At 39.9% G+C, this 18,246-nt stretch carries 19 protein-coding genes; 14 read left to right on the top strand and 5 right to left on the bottom strand.

Going from position 1 to position 18,246, the window contains the following annotated elements; translation table 11 throughout:
* The first annotated feature begins 25 nt into the window (after positions 1-25).
* Positions 26-1,831 (top strand): chloride channel protein, encoded by a 1,806-nt coding sequence (locus tag JEU79_RS18675; protein WP_198265323.1) that lies wholly within the window; start codon positions 26-28, stop codon positions 1,829-1,831.
* A 239-nt stretch (positions 1,832-2,070) separates the two neighbouring features.
* Here JEU79_RS18675 and bamJ read toward each other — a convergent pair whose 3' ends face one another.
* Together bamJ and msrB are read right to left on the bottom strand one after the other, a co-directional pair.
* On the bottom strand, positions 2,071-2,760 hold the full coding sequence (bamJ, locus tag JEU79_RS18680; protein WP_198265324.1) for a BamJ family beta-barrel-assembly machinery protein: 690 nt from the start codon (positions 2,758-2,760) through the stop codon (positions 2,071-2,073).
* Between the two features lie 163 nt (positions 2,761-2,923).
* Positions 2,924-4,093, bottom strand: coding sequence for a peptide-methionine (R)-S-oxide reductase MsrB (msrB, locus tag JEU79_RS18685; protein WP_198265325.1), 1,170 nt, complete (start codon positions 4,091-4,093; stop codon positions 2,924-2,926).
* Between the two features lie 302 nt (positions 4,094-4,395).
* On the opposite strand from msrB, the gene JEU79_RS18690 reads away from it, so the two are divergent.
* The 10 genes from JEU79_RS18690 to gshA all read left to right on the top strand — a co-directional run bounded on the left by JEU79_RS18690 (position 4,396) and on the right by gshA (position 15,279).
* Positions 4,396-5,145 carry a response regulator transcription factor gene (locus JEU79_RS18690; protein ID WP_198265326.1) on the top strand — a complete coding sequence of 250 codons (750 nt, stop codon included), beginning with the start codon at positions 4,396-4,398 and terminating at the stop codon, positions 5,143-5,145.
* Entirely contained in the window at positions 5,145-6,623 is a 1,479-nt protein-coding gene (locus tag JEU79_RS18695) for a sensor histidine kinase (RefSeq protein ID WP_198265327.1), read from the top strand. The genes JEU79_RS18690 and JEU79_RS18695 overlap by 1 nt, the downstream gene beginning before the upstream one ends.
* Before the next feature lie 433 nt (positions 6,624-7,056).
* On the top strand, positions 7,057-8,004 hold the full coding sequence (locus tag JEU79_RS18700) for an IS1595 family transposase (protein ID WP_198262526.1): 948 nt from the start codon (positions 7,057-7,059) through the stop codon (positions 8,002-8,004).
* Between the two features lie 97 nt (positions 8,005-8,101).
* Positions 8,102-8,401 (top strand): hypothetical protein, encoded by a 300-nt coding sequence (locus JEU79_RS18705; RefSeq protein WP_198265328.1) that lies wholly within the window; start codon positions 8,102-8,104, stop codon positions 8,399-8,401.
* 226 nt (positions 8,402-8,627) lie between these two features.
* Positions 8,628-8,906, top strand: coding sequence for a hypothetical protein (locus JEU79_RS18710; protein ID WP_198265329.1), 279 nt, complete (start codon positions 8,628-8,630; stop codon positions 8,904-8,906).
* 188 nt (positions 8,907-9,094) lie between these two features.
* Positions 9,095-10,051, top strand: coding sequence for an MBL fold metallo-hydrolase (locus JEU79_RS18715; protein ID WP_198265330.1), 957 nt, complete (start codon positions 9,095-9,097; stop codon positions 10,049-10,051).
* 101 nt (positions 10,052-10,152) lie between these two features.
* Positions 10,153-10,911, top strand: a complete 759-nt coding sequence (locus JEU79_RS18720; protein WP_198265331.1) for an enoyl-CoA hydratase/isomerase family protein — start codon at positions 10,153-10,155, stop codon at positions 10,909-10,911.
* A gap of 332 nt (positions 10,912-11,243) precedes the next feature.
* Positions 11,244-12,578, top strand: coding sequence for a DUF2066 domain-containing protein (locus JEU79_RS18725; protein ID WP_198265332.1), 1,335 nt, complete (start codon positions 11,244-11,246; stop codon positions 12,576-12,578).
* A gap of 8 nt (positions 12,579-12,586) precedes the next feature.
* Complete coding sequence (locus tag JEU79_RS18730) at positions 12,587-13,687, top strand: AI-2E family transporter (protein ID WP_198265333.1); 1,101 nt, start codon at positions 12,587-12,589, stop codon at positions 13,685-13,687.
* An 8-nt stretch (positions 13,688-13,695) separates the two neighbouring features.
* A complete protein-coding gene (gshA, locus tag JEU79_RS18735; protein WP_198265334.1) occupies positions 13,696-15,279 on the top strand; it encodes a glutamate--cysteine ligase in 1,584 nt (527 codons plus the stop codon).
* Positions 15,280-15,315: 36 nt separating this feature from the next.
* Here the strand turns inward: gshA and JEU79_RS18740 are convergent, their stop codons facing one another.
* Genes JEU79_RS18740 through JEU79_RS18750 form a run of 3 tightly spaced genes read right to left on the bottom strand, consistent with a single transcriptional unit; the run spans position 15,316 to position 16,231 of the window.
* On the bottom strand, positions 15,316-15,774 hold the full coding sequence (locus tag JEU79_RS18740) for a thioredoxin family protein (RefSeq protein WP_246540403.1): 459 nt from the start codon (positions 15,772-15,774) through the stop codon (positions 15,316-15,318).
* Complete coding sequence (locus tag JEU79_RS18745) at positions 15,717-15,935, bottom strand: hypothetical protein (protein ID WP_198265336.1); 219 nt, start codon at positions 15,933-15,935, stop codon at positions 15,717-15,719. The genes JEU79_RS18740 and JEU79_RS18745 overlap by 58 nt, the downstream gene beginning before the upstream one ends.
* A gap of 41 nt (positions 15,936-15,976) precedes the next feature.
* Positions 15,977-16,231 (bottom strand): transposase, encoded by a 255-nt coding sequence (locus JEU79_RS18750; RefSeq protein ID WP_198265337.1) that lies wholly within the window; start codon positions 16,229-16,231, stop codon positions 15,977-15,979.
* A gap of 543 nt (positions 16,232-16,774) precedes the next feature.
* On the opposite strand from JEU79_RS18750, the gene JEU79_RS18755 reads away from it, so the two are divergent.
* From JEU79_RS18755 to JEU79_RS18765, 3 genes are all read left to right on the top strand, one after another.
* Positions 16,775-16,990 carry a hypothetical protein gene (locus JEU79_RS18755; RefSeq protein WP_198265338.1) on the top strand — a complete coding sequence of 72 codons (216 nt, stop codon included), beginning with the start codon at positions 16,775-16,777 and terminating at the stop codon, positions 16,988-16,990.
* Between the two features lie 67 nt (positions 16,991-17,057).
* A complete protein-coding gene (locus tag JEU79_RS18760; protein WP_198265339.1) occupies positions 17,058-17,297 on the top strand; it encodes a transposase in 240 nt (79 codons plus the stop codon).
* Positions 17,298-17,560: 263 nt separating this feature from the next.
* Positions 17,561-18,190 (top strand): IS3 family transposase, encoded by a 630-nt coding sequence (locus JEU79_RS18765; protein WP_246540620.1) that lies wholly within the window; start codon positions 17,561-17,563, stop codon positions 18,188-18,190.
* Positions 18,191-18,246: the final 56 nt, after the last annotated feature.

Raw genomic sequence — 18,246 nt, forward strand, 5'->3', positions numbered from 1 at the left:
ACTAAGTCTGCTATACTTTGTTGTTATGGTTAAGCAAAAAAAATCAATGTTAAGTCGCTGGAAATCACTGAATCATCATGCTCATTTTCATGATAGCTTGGATCGCTTCCGCCTCCACCTTTCCCGCCCCGATGCTTTAATTTCACTGGCCTTGCTCGGTCTTTTTACCGGACTATTAACCGGTATTATTATTGTTTTATTTCGCTTATTAGTTGAATGTATTCAAACAGACTGGTTAGCTGTGCAGGGCGAAAATTATGAGGCGCTAGCGCTTGAAAGTCGTTTTTTATTACCGCTGCTGGGTAGTTTACTCATTGCCCTGCTGTTTCACTTCTTTGCCAAAGGTTCATCGGTATTGGGCATTGCCAGCGTGATGGAGCGTATGGCGTTTCATCAGGGCTACTTGAGTATGCGCGGCTTTTTTTTACAGTTCTTTGGCGCAGTGATTGCCATTGCTTCGGGGCATTCGGTGGGTAGGGAAGGACCTAATGTCTATCTGGGTGCTGCCTCGAGCAGTTTGGTGGGACAACTCCTAGGCTTGCCTAATAATAGTATTCGCACCCTAGTGGGCTGTGGTACTGCGGCAGGCATTGCGGCCTCATTTGATACCCCTCTTGCAGGTGTTATTTTTGCCTTAGAAGTGGTGATGATGGAATATACACTACTGAGTTTTATGCCAATTATTTTGGCCGCAGGCGCGGCGACCACTGTTTCTGTTTATGTGTTTGGCAGTCAGCCTGCGTTTATTGTACCTGATATTCATCAAGGTTCACTGTTTGAATTACCCTTAATTGTAGTGCTGGGTTTTTTGGCTGGCATTCTTTCCGCATTTTTAATTGAATTATTAAAAATGACAGCCCACCGTACCAGGAATTTTAATTTTCCGAGCAAGTTAATGCTTTCAGGTTTTCTAATTGGCCTGATCGCTATGTTAGAGCCAAGCATCATGGGTATTGGTTATGATACCGTAAGCCAGGCCTTAGCTGGTGGTTTTATATTGCAAACACTGGTGCTGTTATTGCTTTTTAAATTATTAGCAACCGTGGTCAGTATTGGTCTGGGGATCCCCGGTGGTGTCATCGGTCCGACCTTGTTTTTGGGGGCGTGTCTGGGTGGTGCGTTTGCTTTGCTGCTGCGTGCAATAGCGCCGGAATTAGGGCTGGATATTGGTTTTTATAGCTTGTTGGGCATGGGCGCGGTAATGGGCTCAAGCTTGCAAGCACCTTTAGCGGCTTTAACGGCAATGATGGAGTTGACCCATAGTCCACAGATTATTATGCCGGGTATGATTGCTATTGTGGTGGCCAATTTGACGGCCAGTGAGTTGTTTCGTAAGAAATCATTATTTGTGTCATTATTAGAAGCCAATGAAGTCAATGTTTATACCAATCCCATTAGTCAAACCTTAAGACGCATGGGCGTTGCCAGTGTCATGAATAAGCATTTTATCGAAGTCGATAGTGTTATTCATAAAGATAAAATGGCATTGTTGCTAGAGAAAAAACCAGAATGGCTATTAATTAATGAGCACGATAAGTCGTACAAACAATTAATGCCGGTGATTGACTTAGTTAAATATCTGGAAGAACTTGAAGCGCACCCTAAAGCGGATAAGGTGGAGCAGAAGGAAATTGATTTATTATCAATACCGGCAAAAAGAATTGATATTATAGGGATTCATTTACAGGCCACATTGGATGAGGCACTCAACAAACTTGATGATTTAAATTTGGATGCCTTGTTTGTTGAACGTATGAATGCACCCAATATTAAGCGTCTCTATGGTGTCTTGACTCGTGAACAGATTGAATCAGCCTATCAATTTAAGTGATTAACCTATCTTTACATTGGTAGGATGTGGTGAGGTACGAACCGCATCAAAGCCTGTTTGTTTTAACCTAAAATAATCAGTTGAATCGTAGCGAGAGCGACTTAGGTGCTGAAAATCCTTAAGATTCAGTGCATAAGGCGGTCGCAGTAGGTTCAACTGATTTTTTTAGGTTTAAAGCCATTGATGCGGTTCGTACCTCACCACATCCTACACTTGAAATGTAACGCAAGTTTAAGCATTTAATTAATTTTCAATAACTCAATATCAAAAATTAATGTTGAGTTGGGTGTGATCACCGAACCCACAGAACGATCACCATAGGCAAGATTGGCAGGGATGAATAATTGCCATTTATCACCGGCTTTCATGAGTTGCAAGGCTTCAACCCAGCCCGGAATCACGCCATTGACGGAAAACGTTGCGGGTTGATTGCGTGAGTAAGAGCTGTCAAATTCTGTGCCGTCTATCAGTGTGCCACGATAGTGCGTTGTTACTTTATCCGTTGCCTTTGGACTAGCACCACTGCCGCTCTTGATGACTTTGTATTGTAAACCACTCTTTAAGGTGATAACGCCATCCTTACTTTTGTTTGCCGCAAGGAAGTCCTTACCCGCCTTAATATTCTTTCCGGATGATGCTTTCTGAATTTTCTCTTGTTGTTTGATGAGCTTGGTTTTAAATGCATCCAGCGCTTGTTTCATTTCAGCCGTTGATAAAACTAACTTGCCCTTTGAGCCATCTTTAATACCTTCAATCACACTATCAACTTCTAACTCAATGCCTTGCATTTTTAAGGACTGAATAAAGTTAGAGCCAATGGCATAAGCGGCTTTTTGATCAATGGTTTGAGGCTGTGCCAAGGCAATAACAGGTAGTGCGCAGGCAAGGCTTAGGCTGGTTAAAATTCGCTTAAGAGAGAGCGTATTCATCATTACGATGTCCTTATAGTTTAGTCATGGGTGAAGAAGGATGAAGAGAGGTATATCTCAGAAGCATATCTCAGAGGTGAGTTAATAGACTCTCTTATTTATGTTTAAAGAGAGTCTACATCATAGATTTACTTTCTGCCTTATAAAGTTGGGGGATAAAGCATTATTTTTTTATATTTTCAAATAAGGTCACATATTGCTCATAACCCTGCTCAACTAACTCAGCCTGGGGGACAAACTTGAGTGAGGCGGAATTAATGCAATATCTTAAACCGGTTGGCTTTGGGCCATCAGGAAATACATGACCTAAATGCGAATCAGCATGTTTGCTACGTACTTCTGTACGGCTATAAAACAAATGCTTATCGGTTTTTTCTGTTACTGCCATTGTTTCAATGGGCTGAGTAAAACTGGGCCAGCCAGTTTTTGATTCATACTTATCCGTTGAGCTGAAAAGTGGTTCTCCGGAAACGATATCGACGTAGATACCCTGTTTTTTATTATCCCAATATTCATTCTGAAAGGGACGCTCGGTATCTTCTTTTTGGGTGACACTGTATTGCAACTCAGTTAATTGTGCTTTAAGTGTCTTATCATCAGGTTTCATATAGCGTCCTTTTTGCGACTTATTCTTGGCTTGGTTTTGGGGTTGAGCGTGGGACAAAGAATGAGATCTAGCCTTTCTTTTATGTAAATTCTCACCCCAGATAGACTCTAGATACTGGTCACGACCTGAGCGAAAACGATAATATTTATAACGAATAGGATTCTTTTTATAATAATCCTGATGATAGTCTTCAGCAGGATAAAAGGCCTTAAATTCTGTGATTTCAGTAACAATGGGCTTATCATAACGGCCGGATTTTGCCAGATCCTTAATAGCTTGTTCGGCCAATGATCTTTCGTTCTCATTGGTATAATAAATGACTGAACGATAATGTGCCCCGCGATCGACAAATGAGCCCGTTGCATCCGTGGGATCAATCAAATACCAGAGTTCATCCAATAACTCATTATAACTGATTTTATTAGCATCATAGATGACTTCTACGGCTTCAACGTGTTTGGTCATACCCGAAGACACTTGTTTATAACTGGGATTTTTAATCTCACCGCCACTAAAGCCGGAAATCACGTCAATGACGCCATCCACTTTTTCATAATTAGATTCGACACACCAAAAGCAGCCACCGGCAAAGTAGGCTTTTTTATAGGTATCGTTGTTATTTGTTGTGCTTGAGTTGCTATTCCCTGCAAACACGGTTAATGCGACGGTTAAAGATATGCCTGCCAATAAGGTCAGTAATATCTGCGGTGTTTTGAATCGTTTCATAATTTTTCCAGTATTAACTCTTTTGGTGATTGTTCTAGGATAATAGCACTATTGAGGTATATTGCCTCATGCTCTGCCTATCAGTATAAAGTAAATATTTGCCAATTTTATCACCTAATTATCACCTTTTTATCACAAAAGCTCAGCTTGTTATAGGTATTTTCCGAACTATAATTTTTCCACCAAAACTTTATACTAAGCTTACATATAATGTGCCTACTGCGAAATTGCTTAACGTATACCCATGATACTGAGTTGAGGAAGTAGGATTGAGGGCTTATCGCTAGATGTTAACCAATAATATGAAAAAAACAGTCTTAATTGTTGAAGATGATCCGGATATTGCCAATTTAATTAAATTGCAATTATTGGATTTAGATTGTGAGGTCGAAATATCTCATGATGGTCTGGAAGCTTTACAATTATTCAAAGCCGGTCAATATGCCTTAGTTATTCTGGATATTATGTTGCCGAGCATGGATGGTCTGGATATTTGTAAGGCTATTCGAGCAACGAATTCGCCAGTGCCGATTATGATGCTGACTTCAAAATCAACGGAATTAGATCGTGTTTTGGGGCTGGAATTAGGTGCAGATGATTACTTAACCAAGCCTTTTAGCGTATTGGAACTGGTTGCCCGAGTGAAAGCATTGTTTCGTCGGGCAAGCTTCCGTGAAACAGCCTTAAATAACTTGTCCAATGAGGCGTTAACGGAAAATAACTACTCGCAAGCAGTACCATCAGACAATTTGTTGAGTGTGGGGGAGTTGCGCATTAATTTACGCTCTCGCACCGTCATAGCCAGAGGTGATGAGCTTCGTCTGACCGCCAAGGAATTCGATTTGCTAACCTTTTTTGCCCAACATGCTGGTCAGGTTTTTACCCGTACACAATTGTTGGATAAAGTCTGGGGTTATGGTCATGATGGCTATGAACATACGGTTAATTCTCATATTAATCGCTTGCGGGCAAAAGTTGAAAACAACCCCACCAAGCCGGATTATATTTTAACTGCCTGGGGTGTTGGTTATAAATTTGTTGAGAATTTATAATGCCGGGTGAATATATTTTTCGTTCTCTCTATGCGCGTCTTGCCAGTATTCTCGTGCTGATCATTTTAACCATGGGCTTTGTCTATGGTTTTATTACCTACTCTGTCACCAGTGATTACCTACAAGAAACAACTCAGCAGTTCAATCGGGAATTGGCAAAAAAATTAGTCGGTGAGCGTGCCATTGTGGTAGATGGAAAAATTAATCGGCAGGCCTTAAAACAAACTTTTCATGACTACATGACGGTGAATCCGAATATTGAAATTTATTTATTGGATCTCAAGGGTAAAGTTTTATCTTATTCTGCTGATCCCGGTATTGTGAAACGGGAATCGGTGTCTTTAGAACCGATTCAGTCCTTTTTTCAAGGGAAATTAGTGCCGGGGGATGATCCCCGTAGTTTTACCATGAAAAAAGCTTTTTCTGTTACCCATGTACCCACTGAGGAAGCACCGGAAGGCTATTTATATATTGTGCTGCGTGGCGAGGAATATGATCAGGTTAATCAGGCTTTACAAAACAACTATGTTATTCAATATAGCCTCTATTCATTGTTGATCAGCTTAGGGGTCGGCTTGCTACTGGGCTTGTTATTATTTTATACCATCACCCGTCGGGTAAGAAATTTATCGATTGCTATGCGTGACTTCAGTGACAATGGTTTTAGCGCCTACCCTGATCCCAAATTACTAGACAAGCAACATAAAGATGAAATTGGCTATCTGGCTCGCAGTTTTGATGTCATGGCAGAACATACCATTGCTCAACTCAGTAAGTTGGAAGAACAGGATAAGTTACGTCGTGAGTTGGTGGCCAATATTTCCCATGATTTGCGTACCCCGTTGGCCAGCATGTTGGGTTATCTGGAGACTTTGACTATCAAAGGTGAATCCTTAGATGCTCAAAGTCGTGAAGACTATCTAAAAATTGTCTCGCAACATGGCAAACGCCTAAGTCGCTTGATTGATGATTTATTTGAATTAGCCAAATTTGACGCCAAGGAGATTACCCCGAAAAAAGAAATCTTTAGCTTCAGTGAATTTATCTTTGATAGTATTCAAAAATTTCAGCATCGCGCCAAGCAGGGGGAGATTAAACTGCAATTGAATTGTCCACGTGAAGCCCTATTGGTTAATGCTGACATTGCTCTGATAGAGCGGTTCATTGATAATCTCCTGGCCAATGCCTTTAATTACACTCAGCCAGGTGACATGATACTGGTGAATGTCAGCCAGCAGGGCGAAGAAATACAGATCAGAATTCGGGATACAGGCTGTGGTATCAGCGAGAAGGACTTACCTAAAGTTTTTGATCGCTTTTATCAGGCAGACAATAAGCATCGCAAAGGCAAACATGCGGGATTGGGTCTAGCGATTGTAAAACGGATAGTGGCCTTGCATGAGCGCCAGATTATAGTGAATAGTACCGTGGGAGAGGGCACAGAATTTTGTTTTAGCTTATTGTTAGTGGAGCAATGAGAAGGTCAATTTAAAGACGGTTTTGAGTCATTGACTATCCACAAGGTAATATTCGGGTTGTTCGGCAGTTTTTAAGGGTGTTTTTGTATTACCAGAAAATGTAAAAACTGATATAATAAAACCAGTAAGTACGAATACAGTCAGCATTAAGACTGGATCTTTTCCAAATGTCATCGTTTTACTCCTATACGCCTGTTTTTCGTTTCGTTTTAAAACAACTTATGTCTACAAGCAACTTATTTATAAACACCAACTTATATAAAAAAATAGAATTTTATTGCTGATTTTTTCACAATTTTCGCAAATAGACACCAATATATTACTTGATTACCCACAAAGCTCCGCCATATTTCGATAATTATACTATAATTATACTATAATTATACTATAATTATACTATAATTAAAGTATAGATTATGTGTGGAGTAGAATGATGTCAAAAAATAAAATTCAGTTTCAAGAAGGTTATAGTTTATTTGAGCTTTTTAATGATTATGGCACTGACAAACAGTGCCGACAAGCCTTATTTAAATGGAAATTTCCTGATGGATTTGTTTGCCCAGAGTGTGGCAATAAGACTTATTGCACTCTAGAACATCGCCATCTTTATCAGTGCCACCATTGTCATCATCAGACATCAGCAACCTGTGGGACAATATTTGATAGTACCAAACTGCCTTTATCTAAGTGGTTTTTAGCGATTCATCTTATGACTCAATTGAAGACAGCGGTTTCAGCATTAGAATTAAAGAGACAGCTTAAGGTAAGCTACAATACAGCCTGGAGTATGAAACAAAAGATCATGCAGGTTATGAAAGAACGTGATGACAGTAAACCTTTATCAGGCATCATTCAAATTGATGATGCCTACTGGGGTGGTGAGCACAGAGGCGGCTCCAGAGGTCGTGGTTCAGAAAATAAAACACCGTTCGTTGCAGCCGTTTCTACTAATGAAGATGGACACCCGATTGCAATGAATTTAAATGTGCTTAAAGGGTTTAAATCCAGTGAAATAAAACGATGGGCACAAACTCATTTAACACCTGGAAGTACTGTTTACTCAGATGGGTTAAATTGTTTTCCTGCGGTTAAAGAAGCTGACTGTAAGCATGTTCCAATCGTCACGGGTGGTGGTGCGGCAAGTGTTGATAAAATTGAGTTTATCTGGGTTAACACTATGATAGGTAATATTAAAAACTCTATGAAGGGAAGCTATCATTCCATTAACTCAAAACATTTACCTCGGTATCTTGCTGAATTTTGTTATCGGTTTAATAGACGCTTTAACTTAAAAGACATGATGCCAAGGTTTTTATGCGTGGCGATGAAAACGCCACCTATGAATGGAAAGCTCCTAAAAATGGCGGAGCTTTATGGGTAATCAAGATATATTATATAAATGAGAACTTGTTTGTATTCTAATTTGATGTATTTCTACTTTTTATGAGTTACAAATGATTTCTACAAGGATTTTTACAATGAAAGCCATGCTTTCCACTATCACTATTTTTTTACTTGTTCTACCTGCTCTGAGTTTCGCTAATGATCAAGTGGATATTGCAACGACGAGCGAGATTCAGGATTATTGCTATAAACCATCGAAGCCACTATTTTTTGCCACCAATGAATATAAACGTATTTATGCTGAAGATGTTAGTGAATACAAGCGTTGTCGTCAGGGCTATATTGAAATGAAACAGCGTGTTGCGCTAATGAAAGCAGAAGCGGATAAAAATGCTAAACTTATCCATAAGCGTTTTATTAATAGCCATCATTAACCTAAAATAATCAGTTGAATCGTAGCGAGAGCGACTTAGGTGCTGAAGATTAAGGGTTTTACAGGTTATTTGGGCTTTATTCGTAGTCACCTACGGGTGAAGTCAAAATGTTCTGGAAAATCCTTAAGATTCAGTGCATAAGGCGGTCGCAGTAGGTTCAACTGATTTTTTTAGGTTTAAGCACCGTAGTAGCAATTTTACATCATAAAAAAGCAGCAGGTTGAAAATGAAAGTTAGAATTTTAATTTTACTCAGTATGATCTTGGCTGGTTTTAGTGCTTCCAGCACTGCCGATATGTTTGAACCGATTCCTTTTTGCTACAAGCCGACGAAACCGTTATGGTTATCCACGGCTTATTACGCACGCCGTTACCAGCGTGATGTGGGGGATTATCAGCACTGTATGAAAGATTTTATTCGCTCTCAGGAATTGGCGGCCAAAGTGCATAGTCAAGCAGCCAAAAAGGCATTGCAAAGCTGGCAAGCGTTTTCTAAAAAGAAATAAAATCGGGTCGTTTTTTTGCAGGAGGGGCAATTGCCTAAGCATTTTTGTGTGGACAAAGCCTCTGAGCTGAAGATTGCCTTTCCTGTTGCTTTTAATGAGTAAAATTACCCCACTTTCTGACTATTAAATCAGCACTTTTTGATATATATTGTTATGGCTATTTATTATATAAAGAAAAAGGTCAATTAATGTTAAGAATATACGTGTTAGTGGTGAGTTTATTTCTCGTGACAAGCGAAGCTTTCGCATGGGACTTAGGTAAGGCAGGTACTTTTCAGTTTGAAAAAGTGGCGGAAAATGTCTATGTCATGCATGGCCCATTGACAGAGCCTAGTGTTGAAAATCATGGTTTTATGAATAACCCCGGTTTTATTGAAGCAAAAAATGGCTTAATTATTATCGATCCCGGTTCTGCTTATGGCGTGGGTTTGGAAGTACTTAAGGAAATTGAAAAAATTTCCAAAAAACCAGTTCTAGCCGTATTTAATAGCCATATTCATGGTGACCATTGGCTGGCAAATCAGGCCATCGTAGAAAAATACCCCGAAGTTAAAATATATGGCCATCCTAATATGATCAAGCAGGCTAATGGTGAGCAAGGGCTTAATTGGCTAGATCTGATGCTGCGCCTAACAGAAGGTAAAACCAAGGGAACAAAGATTGTGGCTCCCAAATTTGCTGTTAATGAAGGTGAGGCGATTAGCGTCGATGGGCAACATTTTCGCATTCATTCTATGATACCTGCACACACCAATACTGATATCATGATTGAACATGTAGAAAGCAAGACTCTGTTTCTAGGTGATAATAGCTTTGCTCATCGTTTGGGACGTTTTGATAGTAGCGCAAGTATGTTGGGCAATATTAAAGCGCTGCGGTATGCAATAGAGTTAAAAATGAATACTTATGTGCCAGGTCATGGGCAAACTGGGGATAGTGATGCTGCGGTTAAGCCTTTTTTAGATTACCTGTTACAAATTCAAGCGGTTGTTAAAGCGGGTTTTGATGATGATCTGGAAGATTTTGAGATAAAAGACAAGTCCATAGGGCAATTTGCAGCCTATAAAGATTGGGAAGGCTTTGATAGTAATTTTGGCCGCCATATCAATAGTATGTATTTAGAAATTGAAAAAACGGCTTGGTAACATTGAGCAAAAAACTGACTCGAGTATGTTTTAAGTCTCACGGGTATAGTTTGTTGAAGAAAATTTTTTACTTGTTTTAACCATATAAAATAGGCGTATTTATGAAGGATTATAGTGATTTTGATAGTGAAATTTTTTCCTGTCAGTATGAAGGGGAAACAGCGGTTATTTGCCTCAAAGCTGAATCTTTTAGGATGGCAATGGACGCATCAAAAATGCATGAAATGCTGGATTGTCTAAATACTATTGAAGTCGATAAGAATATTAAGGGCATATTAACGCTACATACTGCTGAGTATGAGCGAATTGAACTATTACAGACTTTTATCAAGTCCATTCAAAAGAAATCGGGCTATGTGCAAAAAGAAATGGGTGTGACCCGTTATGGCAATGCCGTCAAGCGTTTGACTCTGGCTATCAATGAGTTCAGTAAGCCCAATATTGTGGCTATTCGAGGCCAGGTTTCGATTGATTCTTTTGGCTTTTTTCTGGCCTGTGACTATCGAATTGCTGCTGATGATCTGTGTATTGAATTTCCCGGTTTAAAAATAGGCGTTACCCCCGTGGGGGCAGTGTCATTTTTTATGAATCGACAACTCGGTATGACTAAAACCATGGAAATTCTTCAAAATGGTGAGACGATTGATGCTCAGGAAGCAAATTCCTTGTCACTGGTCAGTGAAGTGGTGAGCGGTGATGACTTAAAAGCCACCTGCCTAGCCAAATTAGATGCCATGTACCAAGTGCCGGGTGCAACCCTTAGCTTGACCAAGCAACTGGTCAGACCTAAAACCTATGAACTGGAAGAGCACTTTGATGTCTCATCACGGTTGATGTGGCATTCGATTATCGACAATTGATTTTCAGCCCTATTGGGTGTACTCGTTTTATAGTAAGGAGATAATTTTTGATACTTTATTGTCCTTATTCTATATAATGTACCCCTAATATCTGGACTCGCCTCATTGCACCCTGAAAAAAGTACCCTGAAAGAAGTGCCCTTGGGGTACATTTCCAGGTATCGTGGGTATAGATGAAAGTCATTTAAAAAGGGATTCATACCTTGAAACGTCTGCCAATGAGTAAAACGACACTTTGCTATTTATTTAGTGATCCATTTAGATCTCAATTTTATGCCCGCGCCCGGCTTTATACTCGTGTCAGTGTACTCATTTTTTTGAGTTTGTTCGTCATGCAGACAAGCTTTTCAGCCAGTATCAGTAAATTGTATGAAGCGAGCATTAAGGTTGATGGCGATAAGCCTGAAAACCAGCTGATCAATGAAGCTTTTACTCAGGTCTTAGTCAAAGTCTCAGGCCGCTCTGATGTGAAAAGTTCACCTGCCTATGCGACGATGCTAAAACAGGCTGAGAGCGCTATTTCTCAATTTCGTTATGATTATAAAGCCAAGCCTTTCGAAGCGCCTTCAGAGAGTGATACCACTGATACGACCAAGCCTGAAACACCTCAGGCAGAAAAAGCACCAGAGCAGAAGCAAAAATGGTTTTGGGTGCGTTTTAATGCCAAAACAATCAATTCACTTCTAAAAGAAGCCCAACTCCCCGTTTGGGGAAAAATCAGACCGGAAACATTAATTTGGTTTTCACAAGAAACTAAGGGTAAGCGTCAATTACTCGGACAGTATGACGAACCGGAAGTTTATGCCATTTTTAAACAACAGGCTGAGCAACGTGGCTTATCACTTATACTCCCCTTTCTTGATTTGCAAGATCAATCCAGTGTGTCAAGTGCCGATATCTGGGGCAATTTTAATGATGCCATTTTATTGGCTTCAAGACGCTATCAAGCACAATCGACACTGACAGTCAGACTCTTTAAAGAGCCTAGTGGCCTATGGGTTGCACGTTGGAATTTGTTAATGCTAGGTGAAGTGCAAAGCTGGGAAACACGTAATACTGATCGTGACCAAACATTAAGTGCCGGTATTGATGAGTTGGCTACTAAACTATCACGCCAATTTACCCAAGTGGCAGATGCAGGCAATGAAGCAAAAGTGCTGGTACAAATTAATAATATTGGTGGCTTTAAGGATTTTCAAACAGTGGATGATTATTTACGTAATCTGGCGACCATTAAATCCATTGCTTTGCTGCAAGTAGCTCAGGATAGAGCGCTCTATGCTATTGAATATTTGGGTAGCAAAGAGTCCTTGATTCAGGAAATTCGACTCGGTGACTTACTTAATTCTGTTGAACGTACCATTGAACGTACCATTGAACGTACCATTGAACATAGTGGTGCGCTACAAAATAATAGCAATACCAATGATAGCGGGGCGGATAACGGCTACCAGGCTGTCATTCTTGATGACTTGGACAAACAGGCCAAAGACGGGCCAGCAAGTGAGCGTGAAAAAGCCTTAAATGCTATGAACCAGCCGCCCGAAAATCCTTCCGCAACCGTTCCAAACAATGCTTATCAAAACAATGCTGAAAATACACCGCTATTAGCACAAAAGAAAGTAGAAGTATTGACGCCTGAATTGGAATATTGGCTGGCAAGATAGGACTTGGGATGACTGACTCACAAAAATGGATGTTACTATCAATCGTCGTATTGATAGGTGTTCTGATTTATTTATTATCACCGATATTAATGCCTTTTTTAATCGCAGCATTCTTGGGGTATTTGGGCGATCCACTGGTAGATAAACTGGAAGCCCGCAAACTGTCACGCAATTTATCGGTCACCATCGTGTTTGTTATTTTTAGTCTGATCTTATTAGTGATGCTATTAATATTAATTCCTTTGCTGGAAAGCCAAATCTTAGCCTTATTGAGAAAACTCCCCGACTATATTGCCTTCATACAAAATGAAGTACTGCCCCGCTTATTGTCAATCACTGGTTTGAATGCTCACACTACTGATACTGGTTTGAATTTGGTTGAGCTAAAAAAAGCCTTTGTGGCGAACTGGCAAAGTATCGGTGGCTTTGCGGGTTATATGGTGAATTCTATCTCCCAATCAGGGCTAATGATCATTGCCTGGCTCTCCAACCTGGTATTAATTCCCGTCATAGCTTTTTATTTTATGCGTGACTGGGATATTTTTATTGCCAAACTGACTCACTTGATTCCACGTCATATTGAACCGCTGGTGACTCGATTAGCCCGTGAGTCAGACGAAGTGTTGGCGGCCTTTATGCGTGGTCAATTATTAGTGATGACCTGTCTGGGGGCGATCTATTCAACCGGCTTATGGATTGCCGGACTGGAACTGGCGCTATTGGTTGGACTGTTGGCGGGCTTGGTGAGCTTTGTGCCTTATTTAGGCTTTATTGTTGGTATTTTAGCCGCAGTGATAGCCGCCTTTATGCAAATGCATGATATAAGCTTGTTAATCCCCATTGCTATTGTGTTTGGTTTTGGACAATTAATTGAAAGTTTTTTACTGACACCATTATTAGTGGGTGAGCGTATTGGATTACATCCGGTTGCAGTCATTTTTGCCATTATGGTGGGTGGTCAGTTATTCGGTTTTGTGGGTGTGCTTATCGCCTTACCCGTCTCGGCAGTGGTGATGGTCTTACTACGCTATCTCTATCAAACTTATGTCGCCAGTGAACTCTACGAAAACACCCTCAGCAAAGAAAACGCTAAAGAAATTCAGGAATAATGTGCTAAATGCCAGACTATACTCTTCTAAGAAAACGCCTTAATGCAATTTCTGCATTGCCTGAAGCCAACTTGCTGACGGGAAATAAAATTGGTCTTGAAAAAGAAAGTCTACGGGTCGATGTGGCCGGTGGTATTGCCCAAACACCTCATCCAGAGGCGTTGGGGGCAGCGCTGACCAATCCTTATATCACCACTGATTATTCAGAAGCCTTGAGCGAATTCATTACCCCACCTTTAAACCAGATCAGTGATGCGCTGGCATTTTTACAAAACACCCAAAAGTTTGTTTATAAAAACCTACAAAATGAATTACTTTGGGCGACTAGTATGCCCTGCGTGGTTGCGGGTGAGTCCAGTATTCCTTTAGCACGTTATGGTAGTTCCAACGCCGCGACAATGAAAACCGTTTATCGTCGTGGTCTAGGTCATCGCTATGGCCGTGTCATGCAACTCATCGCCGGTGTGCACTTTAATTTCTCCTTGGAAGAATCATTCTGGTCGGTATTGCAAGAAGTGGAGGCTGATCAACAAACACAACAAGATTTTATCAATGAACGCTATTTTGATTTGATCCGCAATAGCCAACGAATGGGCTGGTTAGTCCCTTACCTGTTTGGTGCTTCACCGGCTGTTTGTAAATCATTTTTATTGGGTGGCTCAACCTCTCTGGCTGAATTTGATGAAAGCACTTATTACGAACCGTATGCAACATCATTGCGCATGGGGGATATCGGTTATCAAAATAACAAAGAAAATGAATCAGGCATTAAAGCCTGCTATAAAAACATTAATAGTTACATTGCTAGTTTGGACTGGGCAATCAATACACCGTATGAAGGCTATGAAAAATATGGCTTTCTAAAAGAGGGCAAATACCAACAACTCAATACCAATATTCTGCAAATTGAAAACGAATACTATTCGACTATTCGCCCCAAACAAATATTACAGGGCAATGAAAAACCCACCATTGCCCTAGCTAGGCGTGGGGTGAAATATGTAGAACTACGTTCTTTAGATGTGAATGCTTATGATCCCCTCGGTGTTAATGAAAGCCAGCTACATTTTTTAGAAGCCTTCTTATTGTTTTGTTTATTACACGAAAGTCCGATTATAGAAATATCGCAACGAAAAGAAGTTGATCACAATGAAATGCTCACTGCACATCAGGGGCGTAAACCCGGCTTAATTCTTTTTCGTAATGGACGACAACAGACCCTGAAATCATGGGCACTGGAAATCATGGAAGAAATGGCCGGTGTCTGTGAACTGTTGGATGCCAATGATCCAACAAAACCTTATACAGCTAGTCTCAATAAACAAACAGAACGGGTCTTACATTCTGATATGACCCCTTCGGCTAGAATGCTGGATGATATGCGTCAGGATAAAGAAAGCTTTCACCGCTTTGCAGAACGTATGTCTCGCGAGCATTTTCATTATTATAAAAATGTGAATTTAAGTACCGAACAAGAAATGTTTTATCAGGCCGAAGCCGTCAGTTCACAACGCAAACAAGAAGAAATTGAAGCATCAGACAAGATGAGTTTTGAAGAATATTTAGCGGACTATTTCGCCCAGTCTTTGTAGCATAAGAGTTGTAGTATAAGCGCTATAGCAAAGCTTTTAAAAAAGATGCCTATCAATAAAATCCCGCACAAAGGGTTCTCTTTGTGCACTATGAAAACGATCCACTTCCTCACCATGAACAAAAGCAATTACAGTAGGAAAACCTCGCACCTTGTAGCGCCCGGCAATACGCATATTTTCATCGGCATCGACTTTAGCTAATAAAAACTTCCCCGCATATTCTTTGGCTAGCTCATCCAGAATAGGCATTAGCACCTTACAGGGGCCACACCAGTCAGCACTGATATCAACCAGCACCAGACGTTTACTGGACTCTTTAATCGCCACCTGATCAAAATTTTTCTCAGTGGCATCAAACTCAATGTCACTCGATTTTAACTCGGGGTGAATATCAGGGTGGTGGTGCAGATCCATGGGAAAATCTCTCAAATAAAATTTCAGCCAGTTCTTTTTAAGACGACGGGTTCCATAAGTCTTGCGACTGTCTTCAAACATTTTTTTTTTAGCTGCTCAGTAAGCGCTTCATTTTCTTTCTCTCTATCCGTTTTAGGAGAGCTAACCCAATCATAATAGCAACTACGGGAAACATCCATAAAACGGCACAGAATCGTTACCGGGTAATCTTTAGCCTGATCAGTTATCCATGCGTACTTCACAAAGTTTCCCTTGCAAAGTACGCTGTGGCCTTTTTAATAAATCACGCTCCTGAATCACTTTTGCCAATTCTTTTTTTCAGACGTTTTACTTCATCATAAATGTGTTCATCACTTCTATTGGCTACCGTCTTCACCGGTTTGGAATATTTACTGATCCAGGTATGTAGAGTATTTACATTAACACCTAGCTCCCTGGCAGTCTGAGAAACAGGTTGATCCGTCTCATTAGCTAATTTGACAGCTGATTCTTTAAATTCTGATGTATAGCTTTTATTCGGTTTTTTTTGTTTGATCATTCATTTTAGGTCACACTTTTTATCTTTTAGTTATTTTAAGTTGTGTGTCCGGTTAAGTATAGCCACATTAGGTTATATTTCACAGGGTTGGTATGGACTTTCCCTCGCACTACAATTACCTTTTGAATGGACGTATTTTTTGGAAATTCATATTCGCTTATGATTGTTTTTGATAGGTTTCTTGGTGGAGATTCATTGTTGGCCACAAGTTATCCATATAGAGTTGGAGAGGTATATGGGTGGGATGAAACTAAATGGCACTCATGGTTTACTTGGTTTGCCTCCGATTTTGGTTTTTTGGTGTTTTATTTCTTGCTATACCTATGGGTTACTTGTATGCAATATCATGGAAAGAATCTATCCTTTTTTCAAATCCAATTTCAATATTTATGTTTGCATTGTTTTCTCTTGGTTTGATATTTATTCCTGCGAATAATCAATTGCTACATTCACCTGGAGGCTTGCTTGTTAGTGTTTGTTGTTGCAATTTCATTATGGTTTCTTGTAGGAAGAAAATTTAACTTTAGTGAGATGTAGTAAGTTGTGAATATAAAACTATCAACAGGTATTTGCCTGTTTATTTTACTGATATTAGGTAAGCTAATTACATTAGCAAAAGATATTGTATTATCATCATTTTATGGTGTTTCTTGGCAGGCTGATGCTTATTTTATTGCAAACGGCGTTCCTCTTTTAGTTTTCTCTGCATTTTATTCTACGATACCCCTAGTTTTTTTACCTGCATATAATAAGATATAATGTGGTTATACTTAACCGGACACACAACTTAAAATAACTAAAAGATAAAAAGTGTGACCTAAAATGAATGATCAAACAAAAAAAACCGAATAAAAGCTATACATCAGAATTTAAAGAATCAGCTGTCAAATTAGCTAATGAGACGGATCAACCTGTTTCTCAGACTGCCAGGGAGCTAGGTGTTAATGTAAATACTCTACATACCTGGATCAGTAAATATTCCAAACCGGTGAAGACGGTAGCCAATAGAAGTGATGAACACATTTATGATGAAGTAAAACGTCTGAAAAAGAATTGGCAAAAGTGATTCAGGAGCGTGATTTATTAAAAAGGCCACAGCGTACTTTGCAAGGGAAACTTTGTGAAGTACGCATGGATAACTGATCAGGCTAAAGATTACCCGGTAACGATTCTGTGCCGTTTTATGGATGTTTCCCGTAGTTGCTATTATGATTGGGTTAGCTCTCCTAAAACGGATAGAGAGAAAGAAAATGAAGCGCTTACTGAGCAGCTAAAAAACTGTTTGAAGACAGTCGCAAGACTTATGGAACCCGTCGTCTTAAAAGAAAACTGGCTGAAAAAAGGCGTTCATATAAGCCGCCGGAGAATTGGTCGATTAATGAAAAAGCCGGTTTGTTTTGTAAAACGAAGAGACGCTTTAAAGCGACGACTAATTCCAAGCATAATAAGCGTATATCTCCAAATTTACTGGAAAGAGAGTTTACTGTCTCTCAACCTGATCGCTACTATGTGGGTGATATTACCTATATTGCCACCAAGGAAGGCTGGTTATATTTAGCGGTTGTCATTGACTTATTCTCTAGGCAAATTGTTGGCTGGTCGATGGATGAGCGAATGAAAGCCAAGCTAGTCAATGATGCTTTACTGATGGCCATATGGAAGCGTAAACCAATGGATGGATTGCTTTGGCATACTGACCGAGGTAGCCAATATGCCTCTGATAGTCATAGAAAAATATTGTCGGATCATAACATAATTCAGTCTATGAGCCGCAAAGGAAATTGCTGGGACAATGCTGTATCAGAGAGCTTCTTTCATAGTTTGAAAACTGAATTGACGCACCATTGTCGATTCAAAACCAGAGTAGAAGCAAAGCAGGCAATATTTGAATATATTGAGGTATTTTATAATCGGGAGCGACTTCATTCGGCTAATGATTATTTGTCACCAGTCGATTGACACATCATTCTGTGATGGTTCATGTTGTGATACAATTTTTTCTTCTAAACAAAGTA

The sequence above is a fragment of the sulfur-oxidizing endosymbiont of Gigantopelta aegis genome (assembly GCF_016097415.1).
In the GTDB taxonomy this organism is placed as follows: Bacteria; Pseudomonadota; Gammaproteobacteria; order GRL18; family GRL18; genus GRL18.

What these genes read in the sequence shown, in the direction of transcription:
- JEU79_RS18675 (WP_198265323.1), top strand. Translation starts at nt 26, where the DNA reads ATGGTTAAGCAAAAAAAATCAATGTTAAGTCGCTGGAAATCACTGAAT.
- bamJ (WP_198265324.1), bottom strand. Translation starts at nt 2,760, where the DNA reads ATGAATACGCTCTCTCTTAAGCGAATTTTAACCAGCCTAAGCCTTGCC.
- msrB (WP_198265325.1), bottom strand. Translation starts at nt 4,093, where the DNA reads ATGAAACGATTCAAAACACCGCAGATATTACTGACCTTATTGGCAGGC.
- JEU79_RS18690 (WP_198265326.1), top strand. Translation starts at nt 4,396, where the DNA reads ATGAAAAAAACAGTCTTAATTGTTGAAGATGATCCGGATATTGCCAAT.
- JEU79_RS18695 (WP_198265327.1), top strand. Translation starts at nt 5,145, where the DNA reads ATGCCGGGTGAATATATTTTTCGTTCTCTCTATGCGCGTCTTGCCAGT.
- JEU79_RS18700 (WP_198262526.1), top strand. Translation starts at nt 7,057, where the DNA reads ATGTCAAAAAATAAAATTCAGTTTCAAGAAGGTTATAGTTTATTTGAG.
- JEU79_RS18705 (WP_198265328.1), top strand. Translation starts at nt 8,102, where the DNA reads ATGAAAGCCATGCTTTCCACTATCACTATTTTTTTACTTGTTCTACCT.
- JEU79_RS18710 (WP_198265329.1), top strand. Translation starts at nt 8,628, where the DNA reads ATGAAAGTTAGAATTTTAATTTTACTCAGTATGATCTTGGCTGGTTTT.
- JEU79_RS18715 (WP_198265330.1), top strand. Translation starts at nt 9,095, where the DNA reads ATGTTAAGAATATACGTGTTAGTGGTGAGTTTATTTCTCGTGACAAGC.
- JEU79_RS18720 (WP_198265331.1), top strand. Translation starts at nt 10,153, where the DNA reads ATGAAGGATTATAGTGATTTTGATAGTGAAATTTTTTCCTGTCAGTAT.
- JEU79_RS18725 (WP_198265332.1), top strand. Translation starts at nt 11,244, where the DNA reads ATGCAGACAAGCTTTTCAGCCAGTATCAGTAAATTGTATGAAGCGAGC.
- JEU79_RS18730 (WP_198265333.1), top strand. Translation starts at nt 12,587, where the DNA reads ATGACTGACTCACAAAAATGGATGTTACTATCAATCGTCGTATTGATA.
- gshA (WP_198265334.1), top strand. Translation starts at nt 13,696, where the DNA reads ATGCCAGACTATACTCTTCTAAGAAAACGCCTTAATGCAATTTCTGCA.
- JEU79_RS18740 (WP_246540403.1), bottom strand. Translation starts at nt 15,774, where the DNA reads ATGTTTGAAGACAGTCGCAAGACTTATGGAACCCGTCGTCTTAAAAAG.
- JEU79_RS18750 (WP_198265337.1), bottom strand. Translation starts at nt 16,231, where the DNA reads ATGATCAAACAAAAAAAACCGAATAAAAGCTATACATCAGAATTTAAA.
- JEU79_RS18760 (WP_198265339.1), top strand. Translation starts at nt 17,058, where the DNA reads ATGATCAAACAAAAAAAACCGAATAAAAGCTATACATCAGAATTTAAA.